Here is a 26640-nt window from a genome sequence, read left to right on the forward strand (position 1 = left end):
TCAGATGACGTGCCTTTTTTCTTGTCATAAGTTACCAAATAACAACAATTTAATATCAACTTGTTAAACAACAAGGAAGGCTAATATGATAGTTTTAGAACTTATCATCGTTTTGCTGGCAATCTTTTTGGGTGCCAGACTTGGGGGCATCGGTATTGGATTTGCAGGTGGGCTTGGCGTTCTGGTTCTTGCAGCCATCGGCGTTAAACCAGGGAATATCCCGTTCGATGTTATTTCCATCATCATGGCGGTTATCGCTGCCATCTCCGCAATGCAGGTTGCGGGCGGTCTGGACTATCTGGTTAACCAGACGGAAAAACTGCTGCGCAAAAACCCGAAATACATCACGATCCTTGCACCGATCGTCACCTATTTCCTGACTATCTTTGCCGGTACTGGCAACATCTCTCTGGCAACCCTGCCGGTTATCGCTGAAGTGGCGAAGGAGCAAGGCATCAAACCTTGCCGCCCGCTCTCCACGGCGGTGGTTTCCGCACAGATTGCGATCACCGCATCGCCTATCTCTGCGGCGGTTGTGTACATGTCTTCCGTCATGGAAGGTCATGGCATCAGCTATATTCACCTGTTGTCCGTGGTGATTCCGTCCACTCTGCTGGCGGTACTGGTGATGTCCTTCCTGGTCACAATGCTGTTTAACTCTAAACTTTCTGACGACCCGGTTTACCGCAAACGTCTGGAAGAAGGGCTGATCGAGCTGCGCGGCGAAAAGCAAATTGAAATCAAACCGATGGCAAAAACCTCGGTCTGGCTGTTCCTGCTGGGCGTTGTCTGCGTCGTGGTTTATGCCATCGTCAACAGTCCAAGCCTCGGCCTGGTCGCAACACCGCTGATGAACACCACCAACGCGATTCTGATCATCATGCTGAGCGTCGCGACGCTGACGACCATCGTCTGCCGTGTCGAAACGGACTCCATCCTGAACTCCAGTACCTTTAAAGCGGGTATGAGCGCCTGTATCTGTATTCTGGGCGTAGCATGGTTGGGCGATACTTTCGTTTCTCACAACATCGACTGGATCAAAGACACTGCGGGTAGTGTGATTCAGGGCCATCCGTGGCTGCTGGCCGTCATCTTCTTCTTTGCTTCCGCTCTGCTGTACTCTCAGGCAGCCACAGCGAAAGCGTTGATGCCAATGGCGCTGGCGCTGAACGTCTCTCCGCTGACCGCTGTCGCGTCTTTCGCTGCGGTTTCCGGCCTGTTCATTCTGCCGACCTACCCAACGCTGGTTGCTGCGGTTCAGATGGATGACACCGGTACAACCCGTATCGGTAAATTCGTCTTTAACCACCCGTTCTTTATCCCAGGTACGCTGGGTGTTGCCCTTGCCGTTTGCTTCGGCTTCCTGCTGGGCAGCGTCATGCTGTAAGTTCTCCTCGCGGGGCGTATACGCGCCCCGCTTTCTTACCTCCGCTTTGACTAACATCCCGCCGCCTTCCGTTGTATAGTGACCACACTCTTGCTGCTCTTTCTGTTCTTTCGAGGTGTTTATGCTTGATGATAATAGTCAGGATATCTCCATCCCCGAGGCCGTCGTGGTGCTCTGTACCGCGCCGGATGAAGCAACAGCCCAGGATCTGGCCGCTAAGGTGCTGGCGGAAAAACTGGCCGCCTGCGCCACGTTACTGCCGGGCGCGACATCCTTGTATTACTGGGAGGGCAAACTGGAGCAGGAATACGAAGTACAGATGATTTTAAAAACCACCGTTTCGCACCAGCAAGCGCTTCTTGAATGCCTGAAGTCTCACCATCCGTATCAAACGCCTGAACTTCTGGTTTTACCCGTCACTCACGGAGACACTGATTACCTCTCATGGCTCAACGCATCCTTACGCTGATCCTGCTGCTGTGTAGCACATCCGCCTTCGCCGAATTATTTGACGCACCAGGCCGCTCGCAGTTTGTCCCTGCTGACCAGGCTTTTTCCTTTGATTTTCAGCAGAATCAACATGACCTGAACCTCTCCTGGCAGGTGAAAGACGGCTACTATCTTTACCGCAAGCAGATAAGCATCACCCCATCTCAGGCCGAAATTGCCGAAGTCCGGCTCCCTGCGGGCGTCTGGCATGAAGATGAGTTTTATGGCAAAAGCGAAATCTACCGCAAGCGCTTAAACATTCCGGTCATCGTTAACCAGGCCGCATCCGGCGCGACGTTAACCGTGACGTATCAGGGCTGTGCTGACGCAGGCTTCTGCTATCCGCCGGAAACCAAAACCGTGCCGTTAAGCGAAGTGAGCGCCAGCACGGTGGCTAAATCCACGCCGTCGCCGGTCGCAGCGCAAACGGAAGAGACGCCGCAACCTGCCGCCCGGCTGCCTTTCTCCGCGCTGTGGGCATTGCTGATTGGCATCGGGATCGCCTTTACGCCCTGCGTCCTGCCGATGTATCCGCTGATTTCCGGCATTGTGCTCGGCGGTAAACAACGCCTCTCAACCGGACGCGCGCTGCTGCTGACCTTTATCTACGTACAGGGTATGGCGCTTACCTACACCGCGCTGGGGCTGGTTGTGGCTGCTGCCGGGCTACAGTTCCAGGCGGCGCTCCAGCACCCTTATGTGCTAATCGGCCTTGCGCTGGTCTTCACGCTGCTGGCGCTGTCAATGTTCGGACTGTTCACGCTACAACTGCCTTCTTCACTGCAAACTCGCCTCACGTTGATGAGTAACCGTCAGCAGGGCGGCTCTCCTGGCGGCGTATTTGTCATGGGCGCGATTGCCGGGCTTATCTGCTCGCCATGCACCACCGCGCCGCTGAGCGCCATTTTGCTGTACATCGCCCAGAGCGGGAACATGTGGCTTGGCGGTGGAACGCTGTATCTCTACGCGCTGGGCATGGGGCTGCCGCTGATTCTGGTCACCGTGTTTGGCAACCGTCTGCTACCGAAAAGCGGCCCGTGGATGGAACACGTCAAAACCGCTTTTGGCTTTGTGATCCTCGCGCTGCCGGTCTTTTTGCTGGAGCGGGTAATCGGTGACGAGTGGGGACTGCGTCTGTGGTCGCTGCTGGGCGTCGCCTTCTTCGGCTGGGCGTTTATTACCAGCCTGCACGCCAGACGCGGCGGGATGCGCATTGTGCAAATCATCCTGCTGGCGGCGGCGCTGGTCAGCGTACGTCCGTTACAGGACTGGGCGTTTGGCGCAACAACCGCCCAGACGCAGGCGAACCTGAACTTCAAGCCGATTACGACAGTCGATGCGTTAAATCAGGCGCTGGCAGAGGCAAAAGGAAAGCCGGTAATGCTGGATCTCTACGCCGACTGGTGCGTCGCCTGTAAAGAGTTTGAGAAGTACACCTTCAGCGATCCGCAGGTTCAGCAGACGCTGGGCGACACCGTGCTGCTACAGGCTAATGTCACCGCCAACAATGCGCAGGATGTCGCCTTACTCAGGCACCTGAATGTGCTGGGTTTACCGACAATCCTGTTTTTTGATGCGCAAGGCCATGAGTACCCGAATGCGCGAGTGACGGGCTTTATGGATGCGACGACCTTTAGCGCACATTTGCGCGATCGCCAACCGTGAGCGACACTTTCTGTGGGAAAGACGGAGGAGAATACCGTGCAACGTGAAGATGTCCTGGGAGAAGCCCTGAAATTACTTGAGGTTCAAGGGATAGCAAACACCACGCTTGAGATGGTGGCAGAACGCATTGATTATCCACTTGATGAGTTACAGCGCTTCTGGCCCGATAAAGAGGCTATTCTGTACGACGCCCTGCGTTATCTGAGTCAACAGGTAGACATCTGGCGTCGCCAGCTTTTGCTTGATGAAACCCTTACCGCAGAACAAAAACTGTTGGCGCGCTACAACGCGCTTTCGGAGTGCGTGAGCAACAACCGCTACCCCGGTTGTCTGTTTATTGCTGCCTGTACGTTTTATCCCGATCCTGCCCACCCTATTCACCAACTGGCCGATCAGCAAAAACGGGCGGCACATGACTTCACCCACGAATTGCTGACAACGCTCGAAATTGACGACCCGGCGATGGTGGCGAAACAGATGGAACTGGTGCTGGAAGGTTGCCTCAGCCGAATGCTGGTCAATCGCAGCCAGGCTGATGTGGATACCGCTCACCGTCTGGCGGAGGATATACTGCGCTTTGCCCGCTGCCGTCAGGGTGGCGCGTTGACGTAATTAGAGCCAATTTTGCGCTTTTTGCGTGAAAAGCAGGCAGTCAGCTGTCTTTTGTCATTTTTTTCATGGAAAGCCGTTGACGCCTGCGCCCCTTTACGGTTTAATGCGCCCCGTTGCCCGGATAGCTCAGTCGGTAGAGCAGGGGATTGAAAATCCCCGTGTCCTTGGTTCGATTCCGAGTCCGGGCACCACTATTTAAAGAAACCAGCCTACGGGCTGGTTTTTTGCTTTCTGGCGTTCCGGTAGATTTCTGGTCATTGCAGGACGTTATTTGCTTGCTGGATTTCTCGCCATTTTCTTAGATGTTCGTTGCATTTAAAGACATATATACCCTCTGACAAGCCTATCTCTTACTTCCAGCTACGGTCAGCTACGGTTCTTTTCATTTCTAACTGTTCATAATGATGCAAAAGCACGAGGAAAACGGGGGAATCTGACAACATGCGCCCTCCACTAGTCATATGGGGGTCTTCACAAGTCCGTCCACCTGCAACATACACTTCTTTCCCTTTCACTTCTTACCATTACCAGAATCCCCCGCCCTCCACGCCATCATAAAATGATTTATCAGTAGTAATACTACTTGAGCTGAACGTATTGCATTATTAAACCTGAGTATCCGCTCTGAGCGATAAGCGGACCACATTATCTGAAGAAAGGCATCACTGATAATGTCGGGACAGCTCATACTAAAAAATGTATAACTTTTCTTTTCATCGACGATTCAGAAGGGATTTTAATGGTTTCGGTTGAGGAAATAAAAATGAAGTATCCAGGCGCAGATGCCTGGCAAATGGGTGACAGCCCGGAACTGGCTAGCGAGCTTGCGGACTTGATCAAAAAAGGGATCAAAACGGCCTCTTGCGGATCTTTTGCCTCTTACCAGCAGGAGGAATCTGCCCCGAGGATTGGGAGTTATAACATTATCCTTGATGGCCAGAATGTTCCGGTCTGCGTGATCAGACTGGTTTCAATGCGACTGGTGCGTTTTTGTGATGTGACTGAGGCGTTCGCCCGCAAAGAAGGTGAAGGCGATTTAAGCCTTGAATACTGGCAGAAAGAGCATCAGCGATTTTTCACCCGCGAAGGTCATTTTTCTGAAGATATGGAGTTGATCGCAGAAGAGTTTGAAGTGGTTGAGATGCTGTAAAACGAGATAAACGGCTGATGTTTTATCAATTGCCATTTATAACAATGTCCGCTTCTGGCACAGAGCTGCCTGTCAGATTAGATAAAATCTCTGTATTGTGACAAAGCCAGATCAAGTCTGAGCTAATACCTATGAAGAGTGTATACAGGCTTCGCACCGCAGCAAACCGTTCTGACTTAATGGTAGATATCAAAGCGAGAAAGATTGAAAGACATATACAAACTGAAGAAAACCTGCAACCCCGGTAAAATGAACTGTGTGAAAGAGTGAAATAGCCTATTGAAATAACAATACACCGCACACGCCGAAAAAAATCAGTCCATTGAGAATAATATATTTATGTAGAATCTTATGTGGTTCATTCACCTTATCTTTTCGCCATTCAATTACCCTTAAGTTAAATTAATCATATTACCATATGATAACTACAGCGATAGCCCCGCCATTACAGATATGTAATTCATCTACGATATCAAAAAACAAATTAGTTCTGCATATGACTAATTATTCATTTGTGACTCTACATAAATTTAAGAACATATCATTATTTTTAACTACACCTGGTTATTTCCTGAAGAAAAAGCTATTATTCGGCAGATTTTAATCCATTAGAAGAGAGTCAGGTATAAGCGGAATGTCGGCAAAATAAAGGATAACAGGTGATATGAAAAATAATAATGGACTAGAGAAACGCAGGTTTATGACACAAAATGAAATCAATTTAATTCTTAATGCTGTTAGTACAGGAACCTATGCAGTGCGTAATCGCTGTCTGGTTTTGCTGTGTTTTATTCATGGGTTAAGGGCAAGCGAAATATGTCGTCTGCGTATCTCAGATATTGACCTTAAGGATAAATGTATACATATTTACCGATTAAAAAAAGGATTCTCAACTACCCATCCCTTACTTGAAGAGGAAATTCGTTCGATAAAGTCCTGGCTGAAAATTCGCCTTACAAGCCAACATTCAGAAACTGAATGGTTATTTTTATCACGTAAAGGCAATCCCCTTTCAAGACAGCAATTTTATCAGATAATCGCCAGAGCCGGGAAGAAAGCAAAACTTGCAATTTGTGCCCACCCGCATATGCTTCGCCATTCCTGTGGGTTTGCTCTGGCAAATATGGGGATAGATACCCGCCTGATTCAGGATTACCTTGGCCATCGCAATATTCGTCATACTGTCTGGTATACTGCCAGTAACGCTGGTCGTTTTTATGGCATCTGGAATAAAACAAAAAACAGAGATGTCTGTAGCAGACTGTAAGGAAAGAAAAATATAGACAGTAAATAAGTCTGAATAAAGCTATGTGCCATGGATGGCACTGTAATAGTCGCATTGGCAGTATGGTTATCTATTTTATGTTTCTGCACTATATCCTGTGTTATTTTTTCTGACCAGTATAATTGACACCTCTGACATGGTCTGAATAGTTATTCCCCCGCTGAATACGTTTTTCCCCTCTGAGAATATACGGAATAGTCTTCTTGTGATGTCTGATGAAATCTTTAGAATGAAGTCGCCCACTGACATGGGGCTTTGTGAGCTTCATAGAATAAAATGGGATAGTGGTCAATATGTGCAATTAATAATACATCCCTAGCTTTAGCTATCAGTTATTCGTATCACTGGAGCTGACTCTTTATCATTCTGATACCAGGAGAAATATTATGAACCGACGCCGTTTTCTTACTGCCAGAGAAGTTCAGGCCATGATGAAAGCCGTACGTCATGGTCAGACAGGAGAGCGAGATTATTGCCTTATCCTGCTGGCCTTTCGTCATGGAATGCGTATAAGTGAACTACTGAACCTGCATTACCGGGATTTTGATCTTTATGAAGGTCGGATCAATATCCGCCGACTGAAAAATGGTTTTTCTACTATTCATCCCCTCATGCCGGATGAGTGTGAAGCCATTGAATGCTGGAGCCGGGTTCGTGCGAGCTGGAAAGGAGCGCAGAAAATAAACGCGGTGTTTATTTCCCGCAAAGGCTCACAACTTTCCCGCCAGCAGGCATACCGTATAATACGTTCTGCTGGTCAAAAGGCCGGAACCAGCACCACCACACATCCGCATATGCTGCGACATGCATGTGGTTATGAACTTGCTGAAAGAGGTACAGATACACGTCTAATCCAGGATTACCTTGGTCACCGAAATATTCGCCACACCGTACGTTATACAGCCAGTAATGCCGCCCGGTTTGCAGGATTATGGGAAAGGGTAAATCCGCTAGAGGAAAAGCTACTAAAACAGAAGATCAAAAATGATGAACTATATAGTTCATTGATAACTAAGGAAAAATAAGACGCTGAACAAGTCAATTGGGACCAAACTGTCTATATCGTAGAGGAATTTTGTAATTTTCTGCAACCTGTAAGTCCATTTTTTTTGCGAAAAAAAAATATCCAACTGATTTAAAATTGTTTTTTTACTCACATTTTTTTACGTTTCATACATCCTCACCTTTTTTCCGCACCTTTTCTCCGCACGTCGAGTTCTGCTTTCCACTTGTCTTGTTGATATGACTCACGATCACCTCAGATATATTCATCTATAGAAAACCAAAAAATAAGAATTAAATTCCAGAACAACGCATAAAAAAACGAAATTAAGAAATTTATTGCGACGAGTCAAAATGGTCCCAATTGACTCATCAGTTGGGTAAAAACTGCGCAAGATCGGCAGTCGAACTATTCGGCTTAAACCTGAAATGCCAGGAAGGTACCACGACTGCCAGTTTCGGTTCGTAATATCGACATTGTTTAAAGGAAAACCGCATGAAAATCAAAACACTGGCAATCGTTGTTCTGTCAGCACTGTCCCTGAGCTCCACAGCAGCCCTGGCCGACACCACCACGGTAAACGGCGGCACCGTGCATTTTAAAGGGGAAATCGTTAACGCCGCTTGTGCAGTTGATGCCGGTTCTATCGATCAGACAGTTCAGTTAGGCCAGGTTCGTTCCGCCAAACTCGCTGCTGAAGGCAACACCAGCTCCGCTGTGGGTTTCAACATTCAACTGGATGATTGCGACACGACCGTTGCGACCCAGGCTTCCGTTGCGTTCACAGGTACTGCTGTTAATGGCGCCAACCCTACCGTTCTGGCGCTACAGAGTTCCGCATCAGGCGGCGCGACTAACGTCGGCGTACAGATCCTCGACAAAACTGGCACCGCTCTGGGGCTGGATGGCGCGACCTTCAGCAGCGCTACCACGCTGAATGACGGTACTAACATCATTCCTTTCCAGGCTCGTTACTACGCAACTGGCGCAGCAACTGCCGGTACTGCGAACGCAGACGCAACCTTCAAAGTGCAATACCAGTAATTCAAACGTCTGACAGGGAAGCATTCCGGGCCAGGATGGCCCGTTATCCATAACAGGACAGGGGTGATAACGATGCAAGGAGTGAAATCAGGTCTGCTGATATTTCTGTTTCCGTCGCTGGCACTGGCTGGCAATCACTGGAACGTGACGTTGCCCGGGGGAAACATGCGTTTCCAGGGGGTCATTATTGCCGAATCCTGCCGCGTTGAAGCAGGAGATCAACAGATGACGGTCAATATGGGGCAGATCAGCAGTAATCGGTTTCATTCGTCAGGGGAAGATGCCAACCCCGTGCCATTCGATATTCATCTACAGGATTGCAGCACTGCCGTGAGTCAGCACGTAGGCGTGTCATTTCGCGGAGTTGCCGACGGCAAAAACCCGGAGGTGCTTTCAGTTGGCGAAGGGCCGGGGATAGCAACCGGCGTAGGCATCGCTTTATTTGATAAAGACAATCAATTGATTCCACTCAACAGCCCGCCGGGCGCCTGGACGCGGCTGTATAGCGGCCCCACCACGCTTCATTTCGTGGCGAAGTATCGGGCGACCGGGAAGCAGGTCACCGGGGGAGCCGCCAATGCTCAAATCTGGTTCTCTCTGACCTATCAGTAATTAGCCAGCAGGTATGCCGGAAACAGGAAACAACGGTGAGTACGAAAGGGGAAAATGTGAAAAAAACACTGGAGATGACACGCGGCTTACTGGCGGGCTTTTTGATGCTCGCCGCAAGCGGTTTTTCCACCAGCGCTGAAGCAGGCGTGGCGCTGGGCGCCACCCGGGTTATCTATCCGGCTGGACAAAAACAGGTTCAGCTGGCGGTGACCAATAACGACAATAACAGTACCTATCTGATTCAGTCATGGGTTGAAAACGCCGATGGCGGCAAAGATGGTCGTTTTGTCATCACCCCTCCGCTGTTTGCGATGCAAGGTAAGAAAGAGAATACCTTGCGCATTATTGATGCCACTAACAACCAGTTACCGCAGGACCGGGAAAGCCTGTTCTGGGTAAACGTAAAAGCCATTCCTTCGATGGATAAATCAAAGCTCAGCGATAACACCTTACAACTGGCGATTATCAGCCGCATCAAACTCTACTACCGCCCAACGAAACTGGCTCTGCCACCGGATCAGGCGGCGGAAAAACTGACCTTTAACCGTGACGGTTCATCGCTGACGCTCAACAACCCGACGCCGTATTACCTGACGGTGACCGAACTCAATGCCGGCACGCGCGTGCTGGAAAATGCGCTGGTGCCGCCAATGGGTAAAACCTCGGTCAAGTTGCCACCTGATGCCGGTAGCAACATTACCTACCGGACGATTAATGACTATGGCGCACTGACCCCGCAAATGAAGGGCGTTCTGCGTTAACACAGGGGCCGTCCACCAACAGGACTCCCCCGCACATTACAATTAAGAACTGACAGCCGGGCGACTTCGGACCGGAGGGACTATGTCACATCTCAAATACGGACTGGACCGTTTGGGTTCCCAACGCGCCCGGCGCAAAGCATTCTCTATTTTTGTCCTTGCGCAGATACCATTGGCGCTTTGCCTCGCGGGTTTCGCGCGGGCAGATCTCTATTTTAACCCCCGTTTCCTGGCCGACGATCCCTCGGCCGTTGCGGATCTCTCTGGATTTGAAAACGGGCAAGAGGTGCCGCCTGGCGCCTATCGCGTGGATATCTATCTGAACGATGGCTTTATAACTACCCGCGACGTCACGTTTAACGCTGGCGCAAACGGTCATCGACTGGAACCGTGCCTGACCCGCAGCCAGCTCGCTGGCATGGGGGTCAGCACGTCGGCCATCACCGGTATGGATACGCTGGCGTCCGACGCCTGCGTACCGTTGACGGAAATGGTCAAAGATGCCACCACCCGCTTCGATGTCAGCCAACAGCGCCTGTACCTGAGTGTCCCGCAGGCTTTCATGGGCAATCGCGCGCGCGGTTATATTCCACCGGAACTCTGGGATGACGGGATTAACGCCGGTTTGCTGAACTATAACTTTACCGGCAACAACGTACATAACGATGCCAGCGACAGCAGCAATTACGCGTATTTAAACCTGCAAAGCGGCCTCAACCTTGGCGCCTGGCGTCTGCGTGATAACACCATCTGGAGCTACAGCAGTGGCGGTAGCGCGTCCAGTAATGAGAATAAATGGCAGCATGTGAACAGCTGGCTGGAGCGCGATATTACCCCCCTGCGCGCCCGCCTGACGCTTGGCGACAGCTACACCAACGGCGATATCTTCGACGGGATTAACTTCCGTGGCGCCCAGTTAGCCTCTGACGACAATATGCTGCCGGATAGCCAGAAAGGCTTTGCGCCGGTCATCCACGGCATTGCGCGCGGCACGGCGCAGGTCTCTATCAAACAAAACGGCTATGAAATCTACCAGAGCACGGTGCCGCCGGGCCCCTTCACAATTAACGATCTCTACGCCGCAGGCAACGGCGGCGATCTCCAGGTCACCATCAAAGAGGCCGATGGCACCAGCCAGGTCTTCAGCGTGCCGTGGTCTACGGTGCCAATGTTACAGCGTGAAGGGCACACCCGTTATGCAGTGACCGCTGGTGAATACCGCAGCGGCAACGACCAGCAGGAAAAACCAAAGTTCTTCCAGAGCACCCTCCTGCACGGGCTCCCGGCAGGCTGGACGCTGTATGGCGGCACCCAACTGGCCGACAACTATCGCGCCTTCAATTTAGGGGTCGGTAAGAACATGGGCGAGTTCGGCGCGGTTTCGCTGGATGCAACTCAGGCCAACGCCACCCTGCCTGACGACAGCTCTCACCAGGGGCAATCGATACGCTTCCTTTATAACAAGTCGCTCTATGAGACCGGCACCAACGTCCAACTGGTGGGATACCGTTATTCCACCCAGGGCTATTACAGCTTTGCCGACACCACTTACCGCAGGATGAGTGGCTATGACGTTGAAACCCAGGATGGCGTGATTCAGGTCAAACCCAAATTCACCGACTACTACAACCTTGCTTATAACAAGCGGGGCAAGGTTCAGATGAGCATAACGCAGCAGTTGGGACGCACTGCCACACTGTATGTGAATGGCAGCCGTCAAACTTACTGGTCAACCAACAAGGCCGACGAACAGCTACAGCTGGGGTTAAATGCCGCCGTTGACGATATCAACTGGACGCTGAGCTACAGCCTGACCAAAAACGCCTGGCAACAGGGCCGCGACCAGATGTTAGCGTTCAACGTCAATATTCCGTTTAGCCACTGGCTGCGTTCCGACAGCAAATCCGTCTGGCGGCACGCAAGCGCCAGCTACAGCATGTCGCACGACCTGGATGGCCGGATGACTAACCTGGCCGGTCTTTACGGCACGCTGCTGGAAGACAATAACCTGAGCTACAGCATGCAAACCGGTTATGCCAGCGGTGGCGAAGGCAACAATGGCGGAACCGGCTACGCGGCGATGAACTATCGCGGCGGCTACGGCAACGCTAACGTGGGCTACAGCCACAGCGATGGATTTAAACAGCTGTACTACGGGATGAGCGGCGGTGTACTTGCCCATGCCAACGGCATCACCTTAAGCCAGCCATTAAATGACACGGTAGTGCTGATTAAAGCGCCTGGCGCCGGAGACGTGAAAGTCGAGAACCAGACCGGCGTACGTACCGACTGGCGCGGTTATGCCGTCATGCCGTACGCCACTGAGTACAGGGAAAACCGCGTCGCGCTGGATACCAACACCCTGGCGGATAACGTCGATCTCGATGATGCGGTGGTCAGCGTCGTGCCGACCCACGGCGCCATCGTCCGCGCCGAATTTAAAGCCCACGTTGGGGTAAAAATCCTGATGACGCTGACGCACAACGGCAAACCCGTGCCATTCGGCGCTATGGTCACCTCCGGCGATAACCAGAGCGGCAGCATCGTGGCAGATAACGGCCAGGTCTACCTGAGCGGCATGCCGCTGGCGGGAAGCGTTCAGGTGAAATGGGGCGAAGGCCCGGGGGCTAACTGCATGGCCCGGTATCGCCTGCCGGAAGAGAGCCAGAAACATGTGCTGAGCCAGCTCTTTGCAGAGTGCCGTTAAGGAAGGAATGATGATGAAAAAACCACTGTATTTCCTCGGCGCTGTGCTGACGCTGGCCTGCGTCAATGTCTTCGCCGCCGACAGCACGATTACGATTAGCGGCTACGTCCGCGACAATGCCTGCGCTGTCGCGGGAGAGTCAAAAGATTTTACCGTTGACCTGATGAATAACGCTGCCAAACAGTTTAATGCGGTGGGGGCGACAACCCCGCTCGTCCCATTCCGTATTGTCCTCTCTCCCTGCGGTAACTCGGTTACGGCAGTAAAAGTCGGCTTTACCGGCACGGAGGATGGCAGCAACACCAGTCTATTGAAGATCGATAGCGGTGCCTCGGCAGCCGCAGGCATGGGCGTGCAGATCCTCAATAACCAACAGACGATGCTGCCGCTCAACGCCGCGTCATCATCCATCGCGTGGACCACGCTCACGCCTGGGCAGACCAACATCCTCAACTTTTATGCACGCCTGATGGCTACGCAGATTCCGGTCACCGCCGGGCACGTCAATGCCACAGCAACATTCACGCTTGAATTTCAGTAACCGGAGGCTGAGATGAAATGCAACTATGTAGGGTGGCTTCTGGCAAGCGTACTGACAGCGGCCTCTTCAGGGCTTCAGGCCGCTGATATCACGATTACCGTCAACGGGAAGGTGGTGGCGAAGCCGTGCACGGTGTCTACCACCAATGCCGCCGTTGACCTCGGCGACCTGTATACCTTCAGCCTGGTAACCGCAGGTTCGGCTTCCGACTGGCACAGTACCGCGCTGGAACTCACTAACTGTCCGATCGGCACCTCCCGGGTCATCGCAACCTTTAGCGGAACCGCAGACAGCACCGGTTATTACAAAAACCAGGGGACCGCCGGCAATATTCAGCTCGAATTGCAGGATGACGCAGGCACCACGTTAAACAATGGCGCCACGAAATCCGTTCAGGTGGATGACTCAACGCAGTCCACCCGCTTTCCGTTACAGGTCAGAGCATTAACGGTCAACGGCGGCGCCACCCAGGGAACTATTCAGGCGGTGATTAGCGTCACCTATACCTACGCCTGAGTCAGGAGAGTTTGTCATGAAAAAAATCATCGCGCTATTCACCACACTGCTGCTGATGGGTTGGTCGCTGGATGCTGCGGCATTCACCTGTAAAGTCAATGATACCGGGCAGACCATGACCTCAGGGTCAGCGAATGTCTATGTAAACCTGACGCCATCTGTTGGAGTGGGTCAAAACCTGGTCGTAGATTTATCCTCTTCAGTTTCCTGTAAAAACGACTCCTCCGGCGGCTCTATCATTGACTACATCAATTTAACCAGCGGCTCCGCCTTCGGTGGCGCGCTTGCGGCGTTTACGGGGAGCGTTTACTGGGCGGGGAATACGTATCCTTTGCCGATGAACGGTAATTCATCCGTCTATACCATCACTCATACGGATTATCGCGGATTGCCGCTGCGCATGTATCTGACCGCTACCGGAGCAGCGGGAGGCGTCGTCATCAACTCTGGCGAACTCATCGCGCAATTGAATATGCATAAAGTGGCCAGCGACGGAAACCCGAATAATTTCATCTGGAATATTTACGCCAACAATAATGTTGTTGTCCCTACTGGAGGATGCGACGTATCAGCGCGTGATGTCACCGTGACGCTTCCAGACTATCCCGGCTCAATGGCCGTGCCGGTCACTGTCCACTGTGCGCAAAACCAGAACCTCGGCTATTACCTTTCAGGTACGACCGTCGATGCCGCCAACTCTATCTTCAGCAACACCGCGTCCTCCTCAGCGGCGCAGGGTATCGGCGTTCAGATGACCCGATACGGTAGTGTTGTTCCCGCTAACAACACCGTAGCACTGGGCACGGTCGGCACATCGCCGGTAAATCTTGGCTTAACCGCGACCTACGCGCGCACCAGCGGCCAGGTCACGGCGGGCAACGTCCAGTCGATCATCGGGGTGACATTTGTTTACCAGTAACCCTCCCTCCCCGCTGGAGAAAACAAGGGTGGACTATATCCTGTCTCCCTGTTCAATGGCGGCGGAAGGACTCGCCAGAATGATGACCTGCGGTCAACGGCGACCGGTGCTGCTGCAACACCAGACGCAGGAGCGCCTTTCGCTACAGCTAACATCCGAGGTCGGAAGGATCGTCGTTTTTCTCCCTGACGATCCTTACTGGCTGCTGTTTATTCTTAGGGAAGCCGCTTTCCTGCTTGCTGAGGCAGAAACACCGCTGCCCATGCTGATCCTTAGCCGTAGTCCATCCGCCTGGCTATGGCAAACGCTGCTCTACCATGTTCCTGATAAACGGCAACTTACCGCCGTCCGGGCGGTCGCCTCCGACCTTCCTGGGAAACAACTGGCAGCGCTGCTACAGGGTGACTTCCTGCAATACCCGAAACTACAGCAATTGTCCTTTTTAGACGCGCAGATACAGGGCAAACCGGCAGCGGGGTTAAGTAAAACGGAATTGAGCGCCACCCTCTCTCTTCTGTACGGGTACAGCATCAACACACAGGCGAAGATCCGCGGTGTGAGCCAGAAAACACTTTATAATCAAAGAACGTCAGGACTAAAAAAGATGGTGGCGTCTCACCCGCATCTGATTACCCGCTTTCCTGGAAGCCAGAGCAAGACTCACAACAATCAGCTCATCGCCTCGCTATCTCCCTTTGAGCGCGAATTTATCCATGCCATTCATAGTCAACAGGTATTCCCGGTATTTCAACCCATAACCGACGGCCACCTGCGGTTGCAGGGGGTTGAAATCCTTTCCCGCTGGAGAAGAGGCGACAACGTATTGCTTCCCGGCGAATTTCTGCCGCAGATCCACGCCGAATACGCCTGGCTCCTGCTCACAGCCTTTGTGCTACAAATAGCAATCCAGAACATTAACCAACACCAGGGTAAGTTCTGGTTCTCAATAAATATTCCACCCTGCATCGCCAACCACGAAAACCTGCTGCGGATGATGGAAACGGCGCGCCAGCAGCTACAGCAGCCGCAATGGTCGGGTCGATTAGTGCTGGAATTTGCAGAAACGGTCGATCTGCATCAGCAAGGAAGAACAGCAGAAAATATGGACAAAATCCAACGGCAAGGCTTTCGCATCTTCCTCGATGACTGCTTTTCACACAGCAGCGTAATGTTTCCCGTCAGGACAATCCGCTTTAGCGGCTACAAGCTGGATATGAGTATCGTGAATGATTTTCAACGCGATCCACATGCACTGGCGCTGATAAAGAGTCTGCTCTATTACTGCCAGTTGACGCAGAGCCGCTGTATTGCCGAAGGCGTCGATAGTCTGGAGAAATTCAATCAGTTGAAAGCGCTGGGAGTTGACCGCTTTCAGGGCTATCTTTTCTCGCCGCCCATCACTCACGATCGTCTGCCGGAGATAATCCAGCAATTTTTACCGAAACATCCCGCACCTCGCTGAACGTACGCTGCGCCTTACTGGTTTCATAGAGCGCCGCATGACAAGGGATAACTTTTCTGAGACCAACGTGTTCCACGGTCCGGCGAAGGGCTAACCCCCATCATGCTGCGCGTTTTGTTATACCGCTTTTTAGAGTTTGAAGCTGCCGACCACTTTTTCAAGCATCTCGGTTTGCGATTCCATTGACTGGGCCGCTGCGGCAACCTCTTCTACCAGCGCCGCATTCTGCTGGGTCGCGCTATCAAGCTGAGTAATTGCGATATTAATCTGCTCAATTCCACGACTTTGCTCATCGCTTGAGGAACTGATCTCAGAGATTAAAACGCTCACGTCTTCAACCTTCTCCATTAAGCCGTCCATTGTCGTACCCGCCTGGCGAACCAGACCGCTACCTTGCTCAATACTGCTGACCGATTCTTCAATGAGCTTCTTAATTTCCTGCGCGGACTGGGCGCTTCGCTGCGCAAGAGAACGCACCTCACCGGCAACGACGGCAAAACCACGGCCATTCTCACCGGCCCGCGCCGCTTCAACCGCCGCGTTCAGCGCCAGAATATTGGTCTGGAACGCGATGCCATCAATTACGCTGATGATTTCCACCACTTTTGAGGATGAATCATTGATGTTGCTCATTGTGGCAACCACGTCATTGACCACTGAAGCCCCCGCTTTCGCCGCGTCGGAAGCCTGTGTCGCCAGCCTGTTCGCCTGCAACGCATTCTCCGCATTTTGCCGTACGGTGCTGGTGAGCTGCTCCATCGACGCCGCCGTTTCAACAATGGAAGCGGACTGTTCTTCCGTACGGGAGGAGAGATCCAGGTTGCCTCCGGCGATCTGCCGCGAAGCAGAAGAAATTGCCGAGGAGCTGTGCCCAACCTGCTGCATCAAATCCTGAAGGAACGCGATGAATTTATTAAAGTTATTGATGATGGCATTAAATTCCGGGCTTTTGCTTTCCACAAGCCGTTGCGTGAGATCGGCGCCGCCGCCGGATAGCGCCTCTATGTTCCTGTTCAGCAGCGTCACATTCCTGAAAATGTTGCGCACAATCAGCATCAGGACAAGAACAATGATAAGGCCGATCACCGTCTGCACGAGCGTGAGTGTTGTCAGTATCGCATTAGACTGGCGCACCAGGTTGCTGCTGGGCGTATCAATCACCAGATACCACGGGCTGCCTTCTATCGACAAAACAAACAGCGAATGGGCGCCGTCTTCGCCGTCATAGCCGCCCTCATATTCCGCTTTTTGCCCCTGGCTCAGCAGATTGAGCAGCGGTAAAGCTGACGGAATATTCAAATCGCGCACATTCATCAATGCGGTATTGCCTTGAGTCGGCGCGCCGTTCCCAACAATTTTGCCATCAGACTCAACAATTAATACGGTTCCCTCGACCGCCTTCCCCATCTCTTTTGCCAGTTGGTTAAAAAAGCCCAACGTCACATCGATAGTGGCGACACCCCAGGCCTTTCCCTCTTTCCAGATTGTCATCGCACAGTTGGTTCTCGGCTGCGGGCTGGCCGAATCCTGGTAGGCTTTGGCCCATGCACACTCACCTTTTGGCGCAGCCATACCGTCTTTATACCACGGCTGTTCCCAGTATTTTTCTGACTCCGGCTGGTTCCAGACCGTATTAAGCTGGAGCACGCCACCGGCATCGCGCGCATAAAAAGTGCTGAATTTATCGCGGCCCGGCTCGCGCAGCCCGGGTAATGGCCAGATGCCGCCGCCAAAAACATTCAGATCGCCATACTGGTTCACAAACAGCGGCAAGAGCGCGTCAATTTGATCGCTCTGAAGCCCGGAAACCAGTTCGGTGATCGTGCGCTGCTGCGCTTTAACGCGGTTCATTTGCTCTTTTATCGCGTCACTTTGCAGCTCGACCGTGGCTCTTATATTTCTGGTTTCCGTTGCAATAATCTGCGGAGAGACAAATTGTTTGATAACAACAAACGTAACCAACAGTAATATAACAAAAAAACTTATAAGCAGGAGTGTCACTCGGGCTTGAGTTGTTTTCCACATCATGAGGTAGGGTCTCGATCGGTTTGGATAAGTGTTATAACGACATTTATCCGCAATTCTTTACTTATTTCGATCGCTCTGAATAAGGTTTTCCCCACATAAAATAAAAACAGCATTTTAATTAACCGTCGTCCATCTGACCTTGTATAAGGCCGCGCATCCGCTTTCAAAAATAATTAAATACATATCATGAAGTTGCACAATCCGCGCAATGCATCGCAGGCTAATGAAGTTTTATTTTTCAACTTATGATGTCAGTTTTATTCCTTACCTTTATTTTTTATCGCCTTGTATTTTTTATTAATACGCCCGGCCCCGCTCCGGCGCGACTGCCGAAGCGGAGCATTCATAGCCAAAAACTAGATAGCACGGCGTTTATAAGGACGATAGTGCGGTAGCCAAAAATGCGCCGTAATGCGCTGTGTCAGCACTGCATCATCCAGCGCATCCGCTACGCCGGACAGCTGCGCCGCCTTCCCCACCGCAAAGGCAATACGGCGGGTTACATCGCATATCATGTTGATTTCCGGCAGCAGTCCTCCGCCATGATGACTCGCCAAAGGCGAGGCGTCGGCAAGCGCGCGGCTCGCCGCCATCAGCATCGTTTCCGTGATCCTCCTGGCACCGCTGGCAATTGCGCCAAGACCAATGGCAGGAAAGATATACACGTTATTACACTGCGATACCGGTATCGTACGTCCGGCAAAATCTACCGGCTCACAAGGGCTTCCCGTTGCGATAATCGCCTGTCCATCAGTCCAGCGGATAAGGTCCTGCGGCCGGGCCTCCATTCTGGAGGTCGGGTTAGACAACGGCATAATAATCGGGCGCTCGCAGTGGCGATACATCGTACGCACCACCTCTTCAGTGAACAGCCCCGCCTGCCCTGAAACGCCCAACATCACGCCAGGTTTCGCGTTATGAATGACCTCCAGCAAGGATGGCGTCGCGCCAGCGTATGCCCATCCAGATAGCATTTCAGGAGGCTGCGCCAGCGGAACCTGAAAATCAGCCAGCGACGAGGCGGTGGTCATCACCAGGCCGTCGCGATCCACCATGAAAATCGTTTTGCTGGCCTCTGCGGCGTCCATACCTTCGGCCACCCGGCAGGCGATGATATGGCGGGCAATGCCGCAACCCGCCGCCCCTGCGCCAACGATGACCATCGTCTGCTGATTAAAATCACGCTGGCTGGCGCGGCAGGCCGCTAAAATTGTCGCCAGCGCGACCGACGCCGTTCCCTGAATATCATCATTAAAACAGCACAGCTCATCACGATAACGATGCAGCAAAGGAACCGCAGTATGCTGGGCAAAGTCCTCAAATTGCAGCAATACATCCGGCCAGCGACGTTTCACCGCAGCGATGAACATACCGATAAACGCAAAGTAGTCTTCACCGGTGATGCGCGGATGCCGCCAGCCCATATAGCGGGGATCGTCTAATAATCGCGGATTGTTTGTCCCGACATCCAGCATAACGGGCAACGTATGCGCCGGATTTACCCCGCCGCAAACGGTATACAGCGACAGTTTGCCAATCGGTATCCCCATTCCCCCAACGCCCTGATCGCCCAGTCCCAGAATGCGTTCCCCGTCCGTCACCACAATCACTTTGATATCGTGTCTCGGGATATCATGCAGAATATCGTCAATACGTTCGCGATCGGGCCACGAAATAAAGACCCCTCTGGCGCGACGGTAAATCCCGGAAAACTTTTCACAGGCCGCGCCAACAGTTGGGGTATAAACAATCGGCAGCATTTCCGGGAGATGTTTTTTCAGCAGGTAATAAAATAGCGTCTCATTCGTATCCTGGATATTACGCAAATAAATATGCCGCGCGTTATCAGACTCCGCCTCCAGATATTGTTGGTAAGCGCGTTCCGCTTGCTCATCAATATTTTCGATAGCGCAGGGCAGCAATCCATTAAGATTAAAATCATTCCGCTCTTGCTGAGTAAAACTGCTCCCCTTATTCAATAACGGCGATTCCAGTAACAGTTTCCCCGTAAACGGGACGTATAAAACATCGTGTGTCACGTTGCTGTCCATGAGTTAAACCTGGTAATAAGAAAAGCGTTAAATCAGCACATAGTTGGCAATCAACATCGCGGCAATCCCCGCCAGCGCCGGGAGCAGCGTTCTTCTGACGATCATAAACGGTGAGCATTCGCCCGCTTTGCTCACGGCGATAATGATGCCCGCAACCGGAGAAATAGAGCGCCCCATTCCCGCCATCAGCTGCATAGGCAGAATCATATTGACCGCGCTTTCACCAAACTTCGCCGCGATAGAGGGCGCCAGCCCGGAAAAGGAGAAGAATGCCGCCACGCCAGAACCGGTTAATACCGCGGTAACGCCCACCAGCGCCGTCATCACCAGCGTCATACTGGTAAAGCCCAGACCGGCGCTTTGCACGGACTGAAGGAGATAGTCCACTGCGCCGATCTTCTGTAGCCCCTGGGCATAGATATCCGCGCAGACCAGTAAAGAAACGATACTGGTAAACATGCTTCCCATTCCTTTGAAAAATACCTGCAACCCTTTGCAACAGGCGCGGAAATCACGCGTGGTGAACAGCTCGAAGAAAAAAGCGACCACCGCCCCGAGGATCATCGCCGTCACAACGTCAATTTTGATGGATGCGATCGCCAGCGGGCTGAAAACCAGAACCAGAATGACGGGCAATACAGGCAGCAGCGCATAAATGGCGGGCACTTTGCGTCCTTCTTCTTCCGCTTCGGCAACCTCTTCCGTCCCCGGAACAAACCCATCTTTTTTATCGAAATATTTGGCGGTAAAGAAAATCACCACCGCGACGGCCAGCATAACCACAACCGCCACCGGCATCTGATAGTGCGCAAAGTAAATCGCGCTTTCCATTCCGGCATGTTTGGCCGCAAGATTCGCCGTTCCAACCGCCGGGCCAAGATCCATAAACGCGCACAGGCCGATCATCGCGGCAGCGGACGCTTTACTGACGCCCAGCCGCACCAGAACGGGAAAAAACGTCACCAGTAATAACATCGCCAGCCCGGCTGCGCTGGAGATCGCCACATGCAGAAGCTGCGCGCAAATGTAGCCCAGCGCAAGAATAAGATAAGGCGCTTTAATGACCTGCAAGGGACGAATACACATATTCACCATCGCATTCGAGGCTTTGATGTGATCCATATAACTGGCGAATCCCCCCGCCGCCATAATAATTAAGCCGATACCCGCGATTTGCGTGGTCAAAGACTCTTTTGCAAAACTGAAGATATCCAGCCAGGTTGACCCGGTAGATTTTGCTTTACCATAAAGAATACTATTCTCTGGGTAAAACAGAACGGTAACTGTTAATAACGCCAGCCCCGCGAATAATAACACAGTTTGCGGCTGGTAATTTTTCACAATTAACCACGCGGCAATTACTGTTATCACTATTGCTATAATAAATGCAGTCATAACAACAATCCCTATACCATACAAATCAGAGATGTCAGCCTTATGCAAGCAGCGTTTTCATCAACAGCTAAAAACCTGCTCATACATATTGCCATGAGAATATGTCCGTCAGTTCACGGTATTAAATAATTGTACTGTCGATTTAATCGTAATAAACCACCGTGCTATAAAATATGGGAAAGGGCTTTTCCCATATTTTTTTGTGAGTAAGATCGCATCTTATCTACATGGGGCGCGATCCCGCAGAAAATAAGACGTTTTACTAAATTGCCAGCCACGGAATGATTGACGGCAGAGGTATCTTTTCATATAACAATCTCAATATAAAACGTCACCGGGTACTGCACATGTACAGAAAAAACACATTAAGTCTGGATGAGTATAATTCACTCACCCAAAATATTGGTGACCTGACCGAGTCGGAATGTCGGCTTAATGACTATATTAATAAACACTTCAGCGAATTACCTTATCATGGGATTGTCGATCTTTCCCAGAATGCCGCCGTGAGCAAAGCAACCATCGGGCGCTTTCTGAATAAAGTCGGTTTTACCGGCTATGCGGCTTTCAGAAGAGCGCTGGATACCACGCTGTCAAAAAACAAAATCGCCGCGCCTTTTGAGAAAAACAGTCGCCAGCGACCTAAAAACACCACCAAAACAGAACAGATTGTTGAGACCTTTAATAATAAAGTCACTTCATTATTTAATGGTTTTAAACAGACTATCAGCATCGATAGCCTGAATAAATTCATCGAACTGGTACTCAACAGCCAGCGCCATATTTATGTGGTCGGCCCTTCCTCCTCCCATGCGATGGCGCTGCATTTTTGTACGTTGTTAAAGTACTTTCGCAGCAACATCACTCTTCTGCCTACCGACATCAGCGAGTTGCCCAAGTGCCTGATAAACATCGAACCAGATGATGTTCTGATCGTATTCTCCTACTATCGCTTTAACCGGGTCGCACTCAATATCGCGAAATGGTTCAGAAAGAAAAATGCGACCGTCGTGCTGATCACCAATTCTGATGCCAATCCTTACGGTAAATTCTGCGATCTTCAGTTTGTACTGCCAAGCGACGTGGAGTCCATTTTTCAAAGCCGAATTCTCGGTTTCTTTTTTATCGAACTGATTCTGCATCTGGCTTATGAGAAGAGTGACAATGAAGGCAACTTTGCCCAACTGGAAGAGTTGTTTCTCTTCTTTGAGACATTTTCCGCTTCTTCACATAATACCTGACCAGCAGAGTCGGGAGGGACGCTCCCGACATAAAGCGCTACGCGATATCGATGACTTTCATTTCATCAAACCGCGCGAGGGTCTCGGCAATCAGCGCATCGTTGCAACCAATATAAGACAACGGCTCGCAGGCATCGGCAATTTCTTCTGCGGATAACGACGCCCGAATTTCCGGGCTGGCGTGGACAATGTCGATAAGACTTTGCTCACCATTCGCCTGACTGAGCAGCGCTTTAACTAAATTATAAGCGGGTTCTCGCCCTATTTTGTTCGCCAGATTCATCGTAATCGATTCCGACATAATGAAAGATTTCGAGCAGTCAAAATTAGCGCGCATTCTGTCTTCATTCACAATAAGGTGGGAAAGCAGCTTTTTGGCCCGGCTAAGGCTGACCGATAAGGCGTTCGACGCCTCGGGTAGAATCGTCCAGTTCAATACTCTCATCGACGCCGCGCGCACATCCTGCTGATCCAGCATCGCAGGCGCGCCGGAGGCGTACATCCAGCCCATCCTCGCCAGCGTCTGAATCATATTGCTGGCGCGCGGATTAGCCTTGTGCGGCATGGTGCTGGAGCCTCCGCCGCCCTCGCCTTCAAGCACTTCCGCGATGGGGGTGCGTCCCAGGGTTTCCACGTCATTCGCCAGGCGGCAGAGCGTACCGTGAATCAGCGCAAAGCATTGAACCACTTCAACAATTGCATCCTGGCTGGCATTGTTTATACCACAGGGAACGTTTAGCCCCAGCGCCCGCATCAACCGCTCACGCGTCGCCATTCCCTGAGAGCCGACGGAGGCAAGATTCCCCACCGCGCCGCCAAACAGACCCGTAATCGCCCGGGGATAGAGCTGTTGCAGCCGGTTCAGATGCCGATTCACCTCCGCCAGATAGCCGGAGACATGCAGCCCCCAGGTCGTGGCGGAGGCATCAACCGAATTGGTGCGCGCAACCATAACGGTGCGGGCATGCTTTAAGGCCATGCCCTTCATCTCTTCCCCTACCTCAATCAGTTGCTGATATACCCGTTGCAGCGTCTGCTGTAATCGCATCGCCACGCCGGAGTCCAGCAGATCCTGGGTGGTGCATCCCCAGTGGAGATAGCGGCTAACCAACGGAGAGCCAGCAGCCGAAATCTGGTCGATCAAGGGTTTAATCGCCATGCCCACCGTTTGCGTTCCCTGGGCTAAGGCAGGCCAGTTTATCTCGATGTTCTGACATGCCTGCTCGATTTCAATCGCCGCCTGTTCAGGAATAATGCCCAGCTCGCTTTGCACGCGCGCTACCGTTGCTTCAAACGTCAACCAGCAGCGAAGCAGATTGTCGTCAGACCAGATTTCCCGCATCCGACTCTCGGTAAAGAGCGATGAATAGAGGTCAGAATCAAATACTGTTGTTTGCTTACCGTACATACTGCGACTCTCCGGCAATATAAAGCATCTTAATATAAAAGGTCGTGAATGAATCTTGCGGGATCGGCCAACTGATTAACAGGGGAAAATAAAATTCCCATTCATAAAATACGTCATGAGAATTTTGCTTTCCCTTTTTAACGCCCGAAAAACACAAAAATGAGATAGCTATCACAATGAGTTGCTTTGTTAGTGCAACGCGTATTTCGCTTTGCTTTAACTTTTCGCAAATAATCATCATTAAATTTAGCAACACGATAAAACAGGACATCGTTATGCGCTAAAAATCACATTTTGTAATGAGAAAAAATAATTCCCATATCATGAATTTCCTTTTTTCCAGAACAATCCCTCCTGCGATAAACCGCTCACTCGAACAGACAAATAAGCTAACTATTGTTTTCTGGGGATGCTATGAAAATAAAAATGATTTCACTCATTCTACTGACGGGGATGACAACCTCCTCATATGCGATGAGTATCTATAATAAAGATGGAAATACGCTGGATATTTATGGCCGTGTAGAAGGTAAAATTGCCAGCGGAGAAAACTCTTATGCCGGAAGCGAAACACGAACGAATCTGGGTGGCCGTCTGGGGATTTACCTCACCCGGGATTTAGATTTTATCCCCGAGACAAAGATCGTGGGCCGTCTGGAATGGCAGGTGCGAACCGAAAAAAACGACAGCAATACCGGGGATAGCGATTTAAAAGCGCGCTACTCCTATATTGGTTTGTCCAATAAAACCTGGGGCGAACTGATTGTCGGCAGGACTAAAAACCCGTTGTATCAGGTCATGAAAATGACTGATAAATATAAAAACTTTACGCCGAATATTTACAGCTACGGCATCACCACCATTGATGACTCCTACCAGTTCAACCGCCAGGACGGCACCGTACAATGGAATGCTAAATTTGCAGGCAATGAGATACAGCTGGCGTGGGTCGCGGGCAATGGCAGCAGTAATGAAGCTCTGGATTATGGCGCAATGGCCAGTTACAGAAACACGCTCAGACTGGGGGATTTCAGACTCACACCGGCGATTGCCGCCAGCCGTTATAAACGCCAGGATGGTGTAAAAACCACCGATGGCCGGAATCAAAACGACCAGATCATGGCAGGCTTGCAGCTCAGCTATAAGAACGTTGAAGCCGCCGTCACCGCATTACGCACATCCATTGCGCGCGATAATAAAAGCGACAATGACTTTAAAGGCATGGATTCATTACTGTCCTGGAAATACGGTAAATTTAAATTCCTTACCGGTTACAGTTTCCTGGATGAGAAAGATAAATCCGTCTATGAAAAAGAGGACTGGCGTGTCGAAACACAAATAACATTAGCCGATGATACCTGGTTATCATTTACTTACGATAAAGCCTTCGCCAATAAAAACCAAAAAGTCAATGATGACGCGCTCATCGTTGGACTCCGCTATGACTTTTGACAGGTGATTTATGAAAAGAATAATGCAGTTATCCCTTGCATCAACTTTTTTATTTGGCAGTTTATGTGTGCATGCTGATGCGCTATTAGCGCCCTCACCCTATGCAAAAATAGAGGGGGATAATAAAATTGTCGCGCTGTATGGCAACTCTTTTACGTTCTATAACAACAATATTAATACCCGGTTGCGGGATCTGACGCGTTCTTTACTACCGAACCACGCGAAAGGGTATAAGTATCGAGGGATCACCATCTCAAGCGGTCATTTAGGCTGGCAAATTCATAATCTCGCCTATCAGAATACATTGCAAAAATGGGACGTTGTCATCTTGCAAGGCAACTCCACGGAGACGATTTCGCAGAAAGAGAGCACCCGGCAGAATTTCATCGAATCCGCGACAAAAATGGCGGATATGGCGCATCAGGCAGGTTCAAAAGTCGTGTACTTCATGACCTGGGCAAAGCGGGATCAACCAGAGGATATACAGAAACTTGCTGACGCCTATGTTTCCATTGCTCAGAAAACTGGCGGCTATGTCGCGCCGGTCGGCCTGGCTTTTGAAAAAGCGCGTAAAGCACACCCGGAAATTAATCTTTATTACCACGATGGCGTACACCCTTCCATCGCAGGAACCTATTTAGCCGCCTGTGTGTTCTTTGCCACGCTGTATAACCAGTCGCCAGTGGGCGGAGCGTTGCCCGTAGACACGGATATGACCCCAGCCACCGCAAAAGCATTGCAGCAGATTGCGTGGGAAACCGTCAGCGAGTTTCAGAAATCATCATAGCCGGTTCGGTTGCCCGATGGCGCAAGCTTATCGGGCCTACAATCTCACCACACCGTAGTACCGTAGGCCGGATAAGGCAAAGCCGCCATCCGGCATTACCCGCACCACACCGTAGTACCGTAGGC

General features: G+C 51.2%; 22 protein-coding genes and 1 tRNA gene. 19 read left to right on the forward strand and 4 right to left on the reverse strand.

Annotated elements, in window-relative coordinates:
* Positions 1 to 85 precede the first annotated feature (85 nt).
* The 16 genes from dcuA to OGV79_RS21590 all read left to right on the forward strand — a co-directional run bounded on the left by dcuA (position 86) and on the right by OGV79_RS21590 (position 16153).
* A complete protein-coding gene (gene dcuA, locus OGV79_RS21515; RefSeq protein ID WP_012134471.1) occupies positions 86 to 1387 on the forward strand; it encodes an anaerobic C4-dicarboxylate transporter DcuA in 1302 nt (433 codons plus the stop codon).
* 121 nt (positions 1388 to 1508) lie between these two features.
* A complete protein-coding gene (gene cutA / locus OGV79_RS21520) occupies positions 1509 to 1856 on the forward strand; it encodes a divalent cation tolerance protein CutA (protein WP_012134473.1) in 348 nt (115 codons plus the stop codon).
* Positions 1832 to 3541 carry a protein-disulfide reductase DsbD gene (locus tag OGV79_RS21525; RefSeq protein ID WP_286468914.1) on the forward strand — a complete coding sequence of 570 codons (1710 nt, stop codon included), beginning with the start codon at positions 1832 to 1834 and terminating at the stop codon, positions 3539 to 3541. The genes cutA and OGV79_RS21525 overlap by 25 nt, the downstream gene beginning before the upstream one ends.
* Before the next feature lie 36 nt (positions 3542 to 3577).
* The gene (locus OGV79_RS21530; protein WP_024130805.1) at positions 3578 to 4153 is read left to right on the forward strand and encodes a transcriptional regulator; all 576 of its coding nucleotides are present in this window, start codon (positions 3578 to 3580) and stop codon (positions 4151 to 4153) included.
* Between the two features lie 115 nt (positions 4154 to 4268).
* A tRNA-Phe gene (locus OGV79_RS21535) sits at positions 4269 to 4344 on the forward strand.
* A gap of 548 nt (positions 4345 to 4892) precedes the next feature.
* The gene (locus OGV79_RS21540) at positions 4893 to 5303 is read left to right on the forward strand and encodes an ASCH domain-containing protein (RefSeq protein ID WP_165383406.1); all 411 of its coding nucleotides are present in this window, start codon (positions 4893 to 4895) and stop codon (positions 5301 to 5303) included.
* A 664-nt stretch (positions 5304 to 5967) separates the two neighbouring features.
* Complete coding sequence (locus OGV79_RS21545; RefSeq protein WP_012134478.1) at positions 5968 to 6570, forward strand: tyrosine-type DNA invertase; 603 nt, start codon at positions 5968 to 5970, stop codon at positions 6568 to 6570.
* Between the two features lie 404 nt (positions 6571 to 6974).
* A complete protein-coding gene (locus OGV79_RS21550; protein ID WP_012134479.1) occupies positions 6975 to 7613 on the forward strand; it encodes a tyrosine-type DNA invertase in 639 nt (212 codons plus the stop codon).
* Positions 7614 to 8086: 473 nt separating this feature from the next.
* Complete coding sequence (fimA, locus tag OGV79_RS21555) at positions 8087 to 8635, forward strand: type 1 fimbrial major subunit FimA (protein ID WP_012134480.1); 549 nt, start codon at positions 8087 to 8089, stop codon at positions 8633 to 8635.
* Between the two features lie 72 nt (positions 8636 to 8707).
* Positions 8708 to 9247, forward strand: coding sequence for a type 1 fimbrial minor subunit FimI (fimI, locus tag OGV79_RS21560; protein ID WP_200031299.1), 540 nt, complete (start codon positions 8708 to 8710; stop codon positions 9245 to 9247).
* A 56-nt stretch (positions 9248 to 9303) separates the two neighbouring features.
* A complete protein-coding gene (locus tag OGV79_RS21565; RefSeq protein WP_161799976.1) occupies positions 9304 to 10008 on the forward strand; it encodes a fimbria/pilus periplasmic chaperone in 705 nt (234 codons plus the stop codon).
* Positions 10009 to 10090: 82 nt separating this feature from the next.
* The gene (locus OGV79_RS21570; RefSeq protein ID WP_115609730.1) at positions 10091 to 12715 is read left to right on the forward strand and encodes a fimbrial biogenesis usher protein; all 2625 of its coding nucleotides are present in this window, start codon (positions 10091 to 10093) and stop codon (positions 12713 to 12715) included.
* A 10-nt stretch (positions 12716 to 12725) separates the two neighbouring features.
* The gene (fimF, locus tag OGV79_RS21575; protein WP_049008429.1) at positions 12726 to 13256 is read left to right on the forward strand and encodes a type 1 fimbrial adaptor subunit FimF; all 531 of its coding nucleotides are present in this window, start codon (positions 12726 to 12728) and stop codon (positions 13254 to 13256) included.
* A 12-nt stretch (positions 13257 to 13268) separates the two neighbouring features.
* Positions 13269 to 13772 (forward strand): type 1 fimbrial minor subunit FimG, encoded by a 504-nt coding sequence (gene fimG, locus OGV79_RS21580; protein ID WP_199976389.1) that lies wholly within the window; start codon positions 13269 to 13271, stop codon positions 13770 to 13772.
* A gap of 16 nt (positions 13773 to 13788) precedes the next feature.
* Positions 13789 to 14691, forward strand: a complete 903-nt coding sequence (locus OGV79_RS21585) for a fimbrial protein (RefSeq protein ID WP_058668445.1) — start codon at positions 13789 to 13791, stop codon at positions 14689 to 14691.
* A 28-nt stretch (positions 14692 to 14719) separates the two neighbouring features.
* Complete coding sequence (locus tag OGV79_RS21590) at positions 14720 to 16153, forward strand: EAL domain-containing protein (RefSeq protein WP_390888632.1); 1434 nt, start codon at positions 14720 to 14722, stop codon at positions 16151 to 16153.
* 129 nt (positions 16154 to 16282) lie between these two features.
* Here the strand turns inward: OGV79_RS21590 and OGV79_RS21595 are convergent, their stop codons facing one another.
* The 3 genes from OGV79_RS21595 to dcuC form a co-directional block, all read right to left on the reverse strand.
* Positions 16283 to 18181, reverse strand: coding sequence for a methyl-accepting chemotaxis protein (locus OGV79_RS21595; protein ID WP_080750339.1), 1899 nt, complete (start codon positions 18179 to 18181; stop codon positions 16283 to 16285).
* Positions 18182 to 18537: 356 nt separating this feature from the next.
* On the reverse strand, positions 18538 to 20232 hold the full coding sequence (locus tag OGV79_RS21600; RefSeq protein ID WP_286468918.1) for an NAD-dependent malic enzyme: 1695 nt from the start codon (positions 20230 to 20232) through the stop codon (positions 18538 to 18540).
* Between the two features lie 27 nt (positions 20233 to 20259).
* Positions 20260 to 21627 carry a C4-dicarboxylate transporter DcuC gene (gene dcuC / locus OGV79_RS21605; protein ID WP_047459531.1) on the reverse strand — a complete coding sequence of 456 codons (1368 nt, stop codon included), beginning with the start codon at positions 21625 to 21627 and terminating at the stop codon, positions 20260 to 20262.
* Positions 21628 to 21974: 347 nt separating this feature from the next.
* Here dcuC and OGV79_RS21610 point away from each other — a divergent pair, with 347 nt between their 5' ends.
* The gene (locus OGV79_RS21610) at positions 21975 to 22868 is read left to right on the forward strand and encodes a MurR/RpiR family transcriptional regulator (RefSeq protein ID WP_047463819.1); all 894 of its coding nucleotides are present in this window, start codon (positions 21975 to 21977) and stop codon (positions 22866 to 22868) included.
* 37 nt (positions 22869 to 22905) lie between these two features.
* On the opposite strand, the gene OGV79_RS21615 is transcribed toward OGV79_RS21610, so the two are convergent.
* The gene (locus tag OGV79_RS21615) at positions 22906 to 24276 is read right to left on the reverse strand and encodes a class-II fumarase/aspartase family protein (RefSeq protein ID WP_200031301.1); all 1371 of its coding nucleotides are present in this window, start codon (positions 24274 to 24276) and stop codon (positions 22906 to 22908) included.
* A gap of 414 nt (positions 24277 to 24690) precedes the next feature.
* Between OGV79_RS21615 and OGV79_RS21620 the strand changes: the two genes are divergently transcribed.
* Positions 24691 to 25728 (forward strand): porin, encoded by a 1038-nt coding sequence (locus tag OGV79_RS21620; RefSeq protein ID WP_012134495.1) that lies wholly within the window; start codon positions 24691 to 24693, stop codon positions 25726 to 25728.
* Positions 25729 to 25738: 10 nt separating this feature from the next.
* Positions 25739 to 26515 (forward strand): SGNH/GDSL hydrolase family protein, encoded by a 777-nt coding sequence (locus OGV79_RS21625; protein ID WP_012134496.1) that lies wholly within the window; start codon positions 25739 to 25741, stop codon positions 26513 to 26515.
* The last annotated feature ends 125 nt before the right edge of the window (positions 26516 to 26640 follow it).

The organism is Citrobacter sp. CK185, assembly GCF_030333565.1.
Classification (GTDB): domain Bacteria; phylum Pseudomonadota; class Gammaproteobacteria; order Enterobacterales; family Enterobacteriaceae; genus Citrobacter_B; species Citrobacter_B koseri.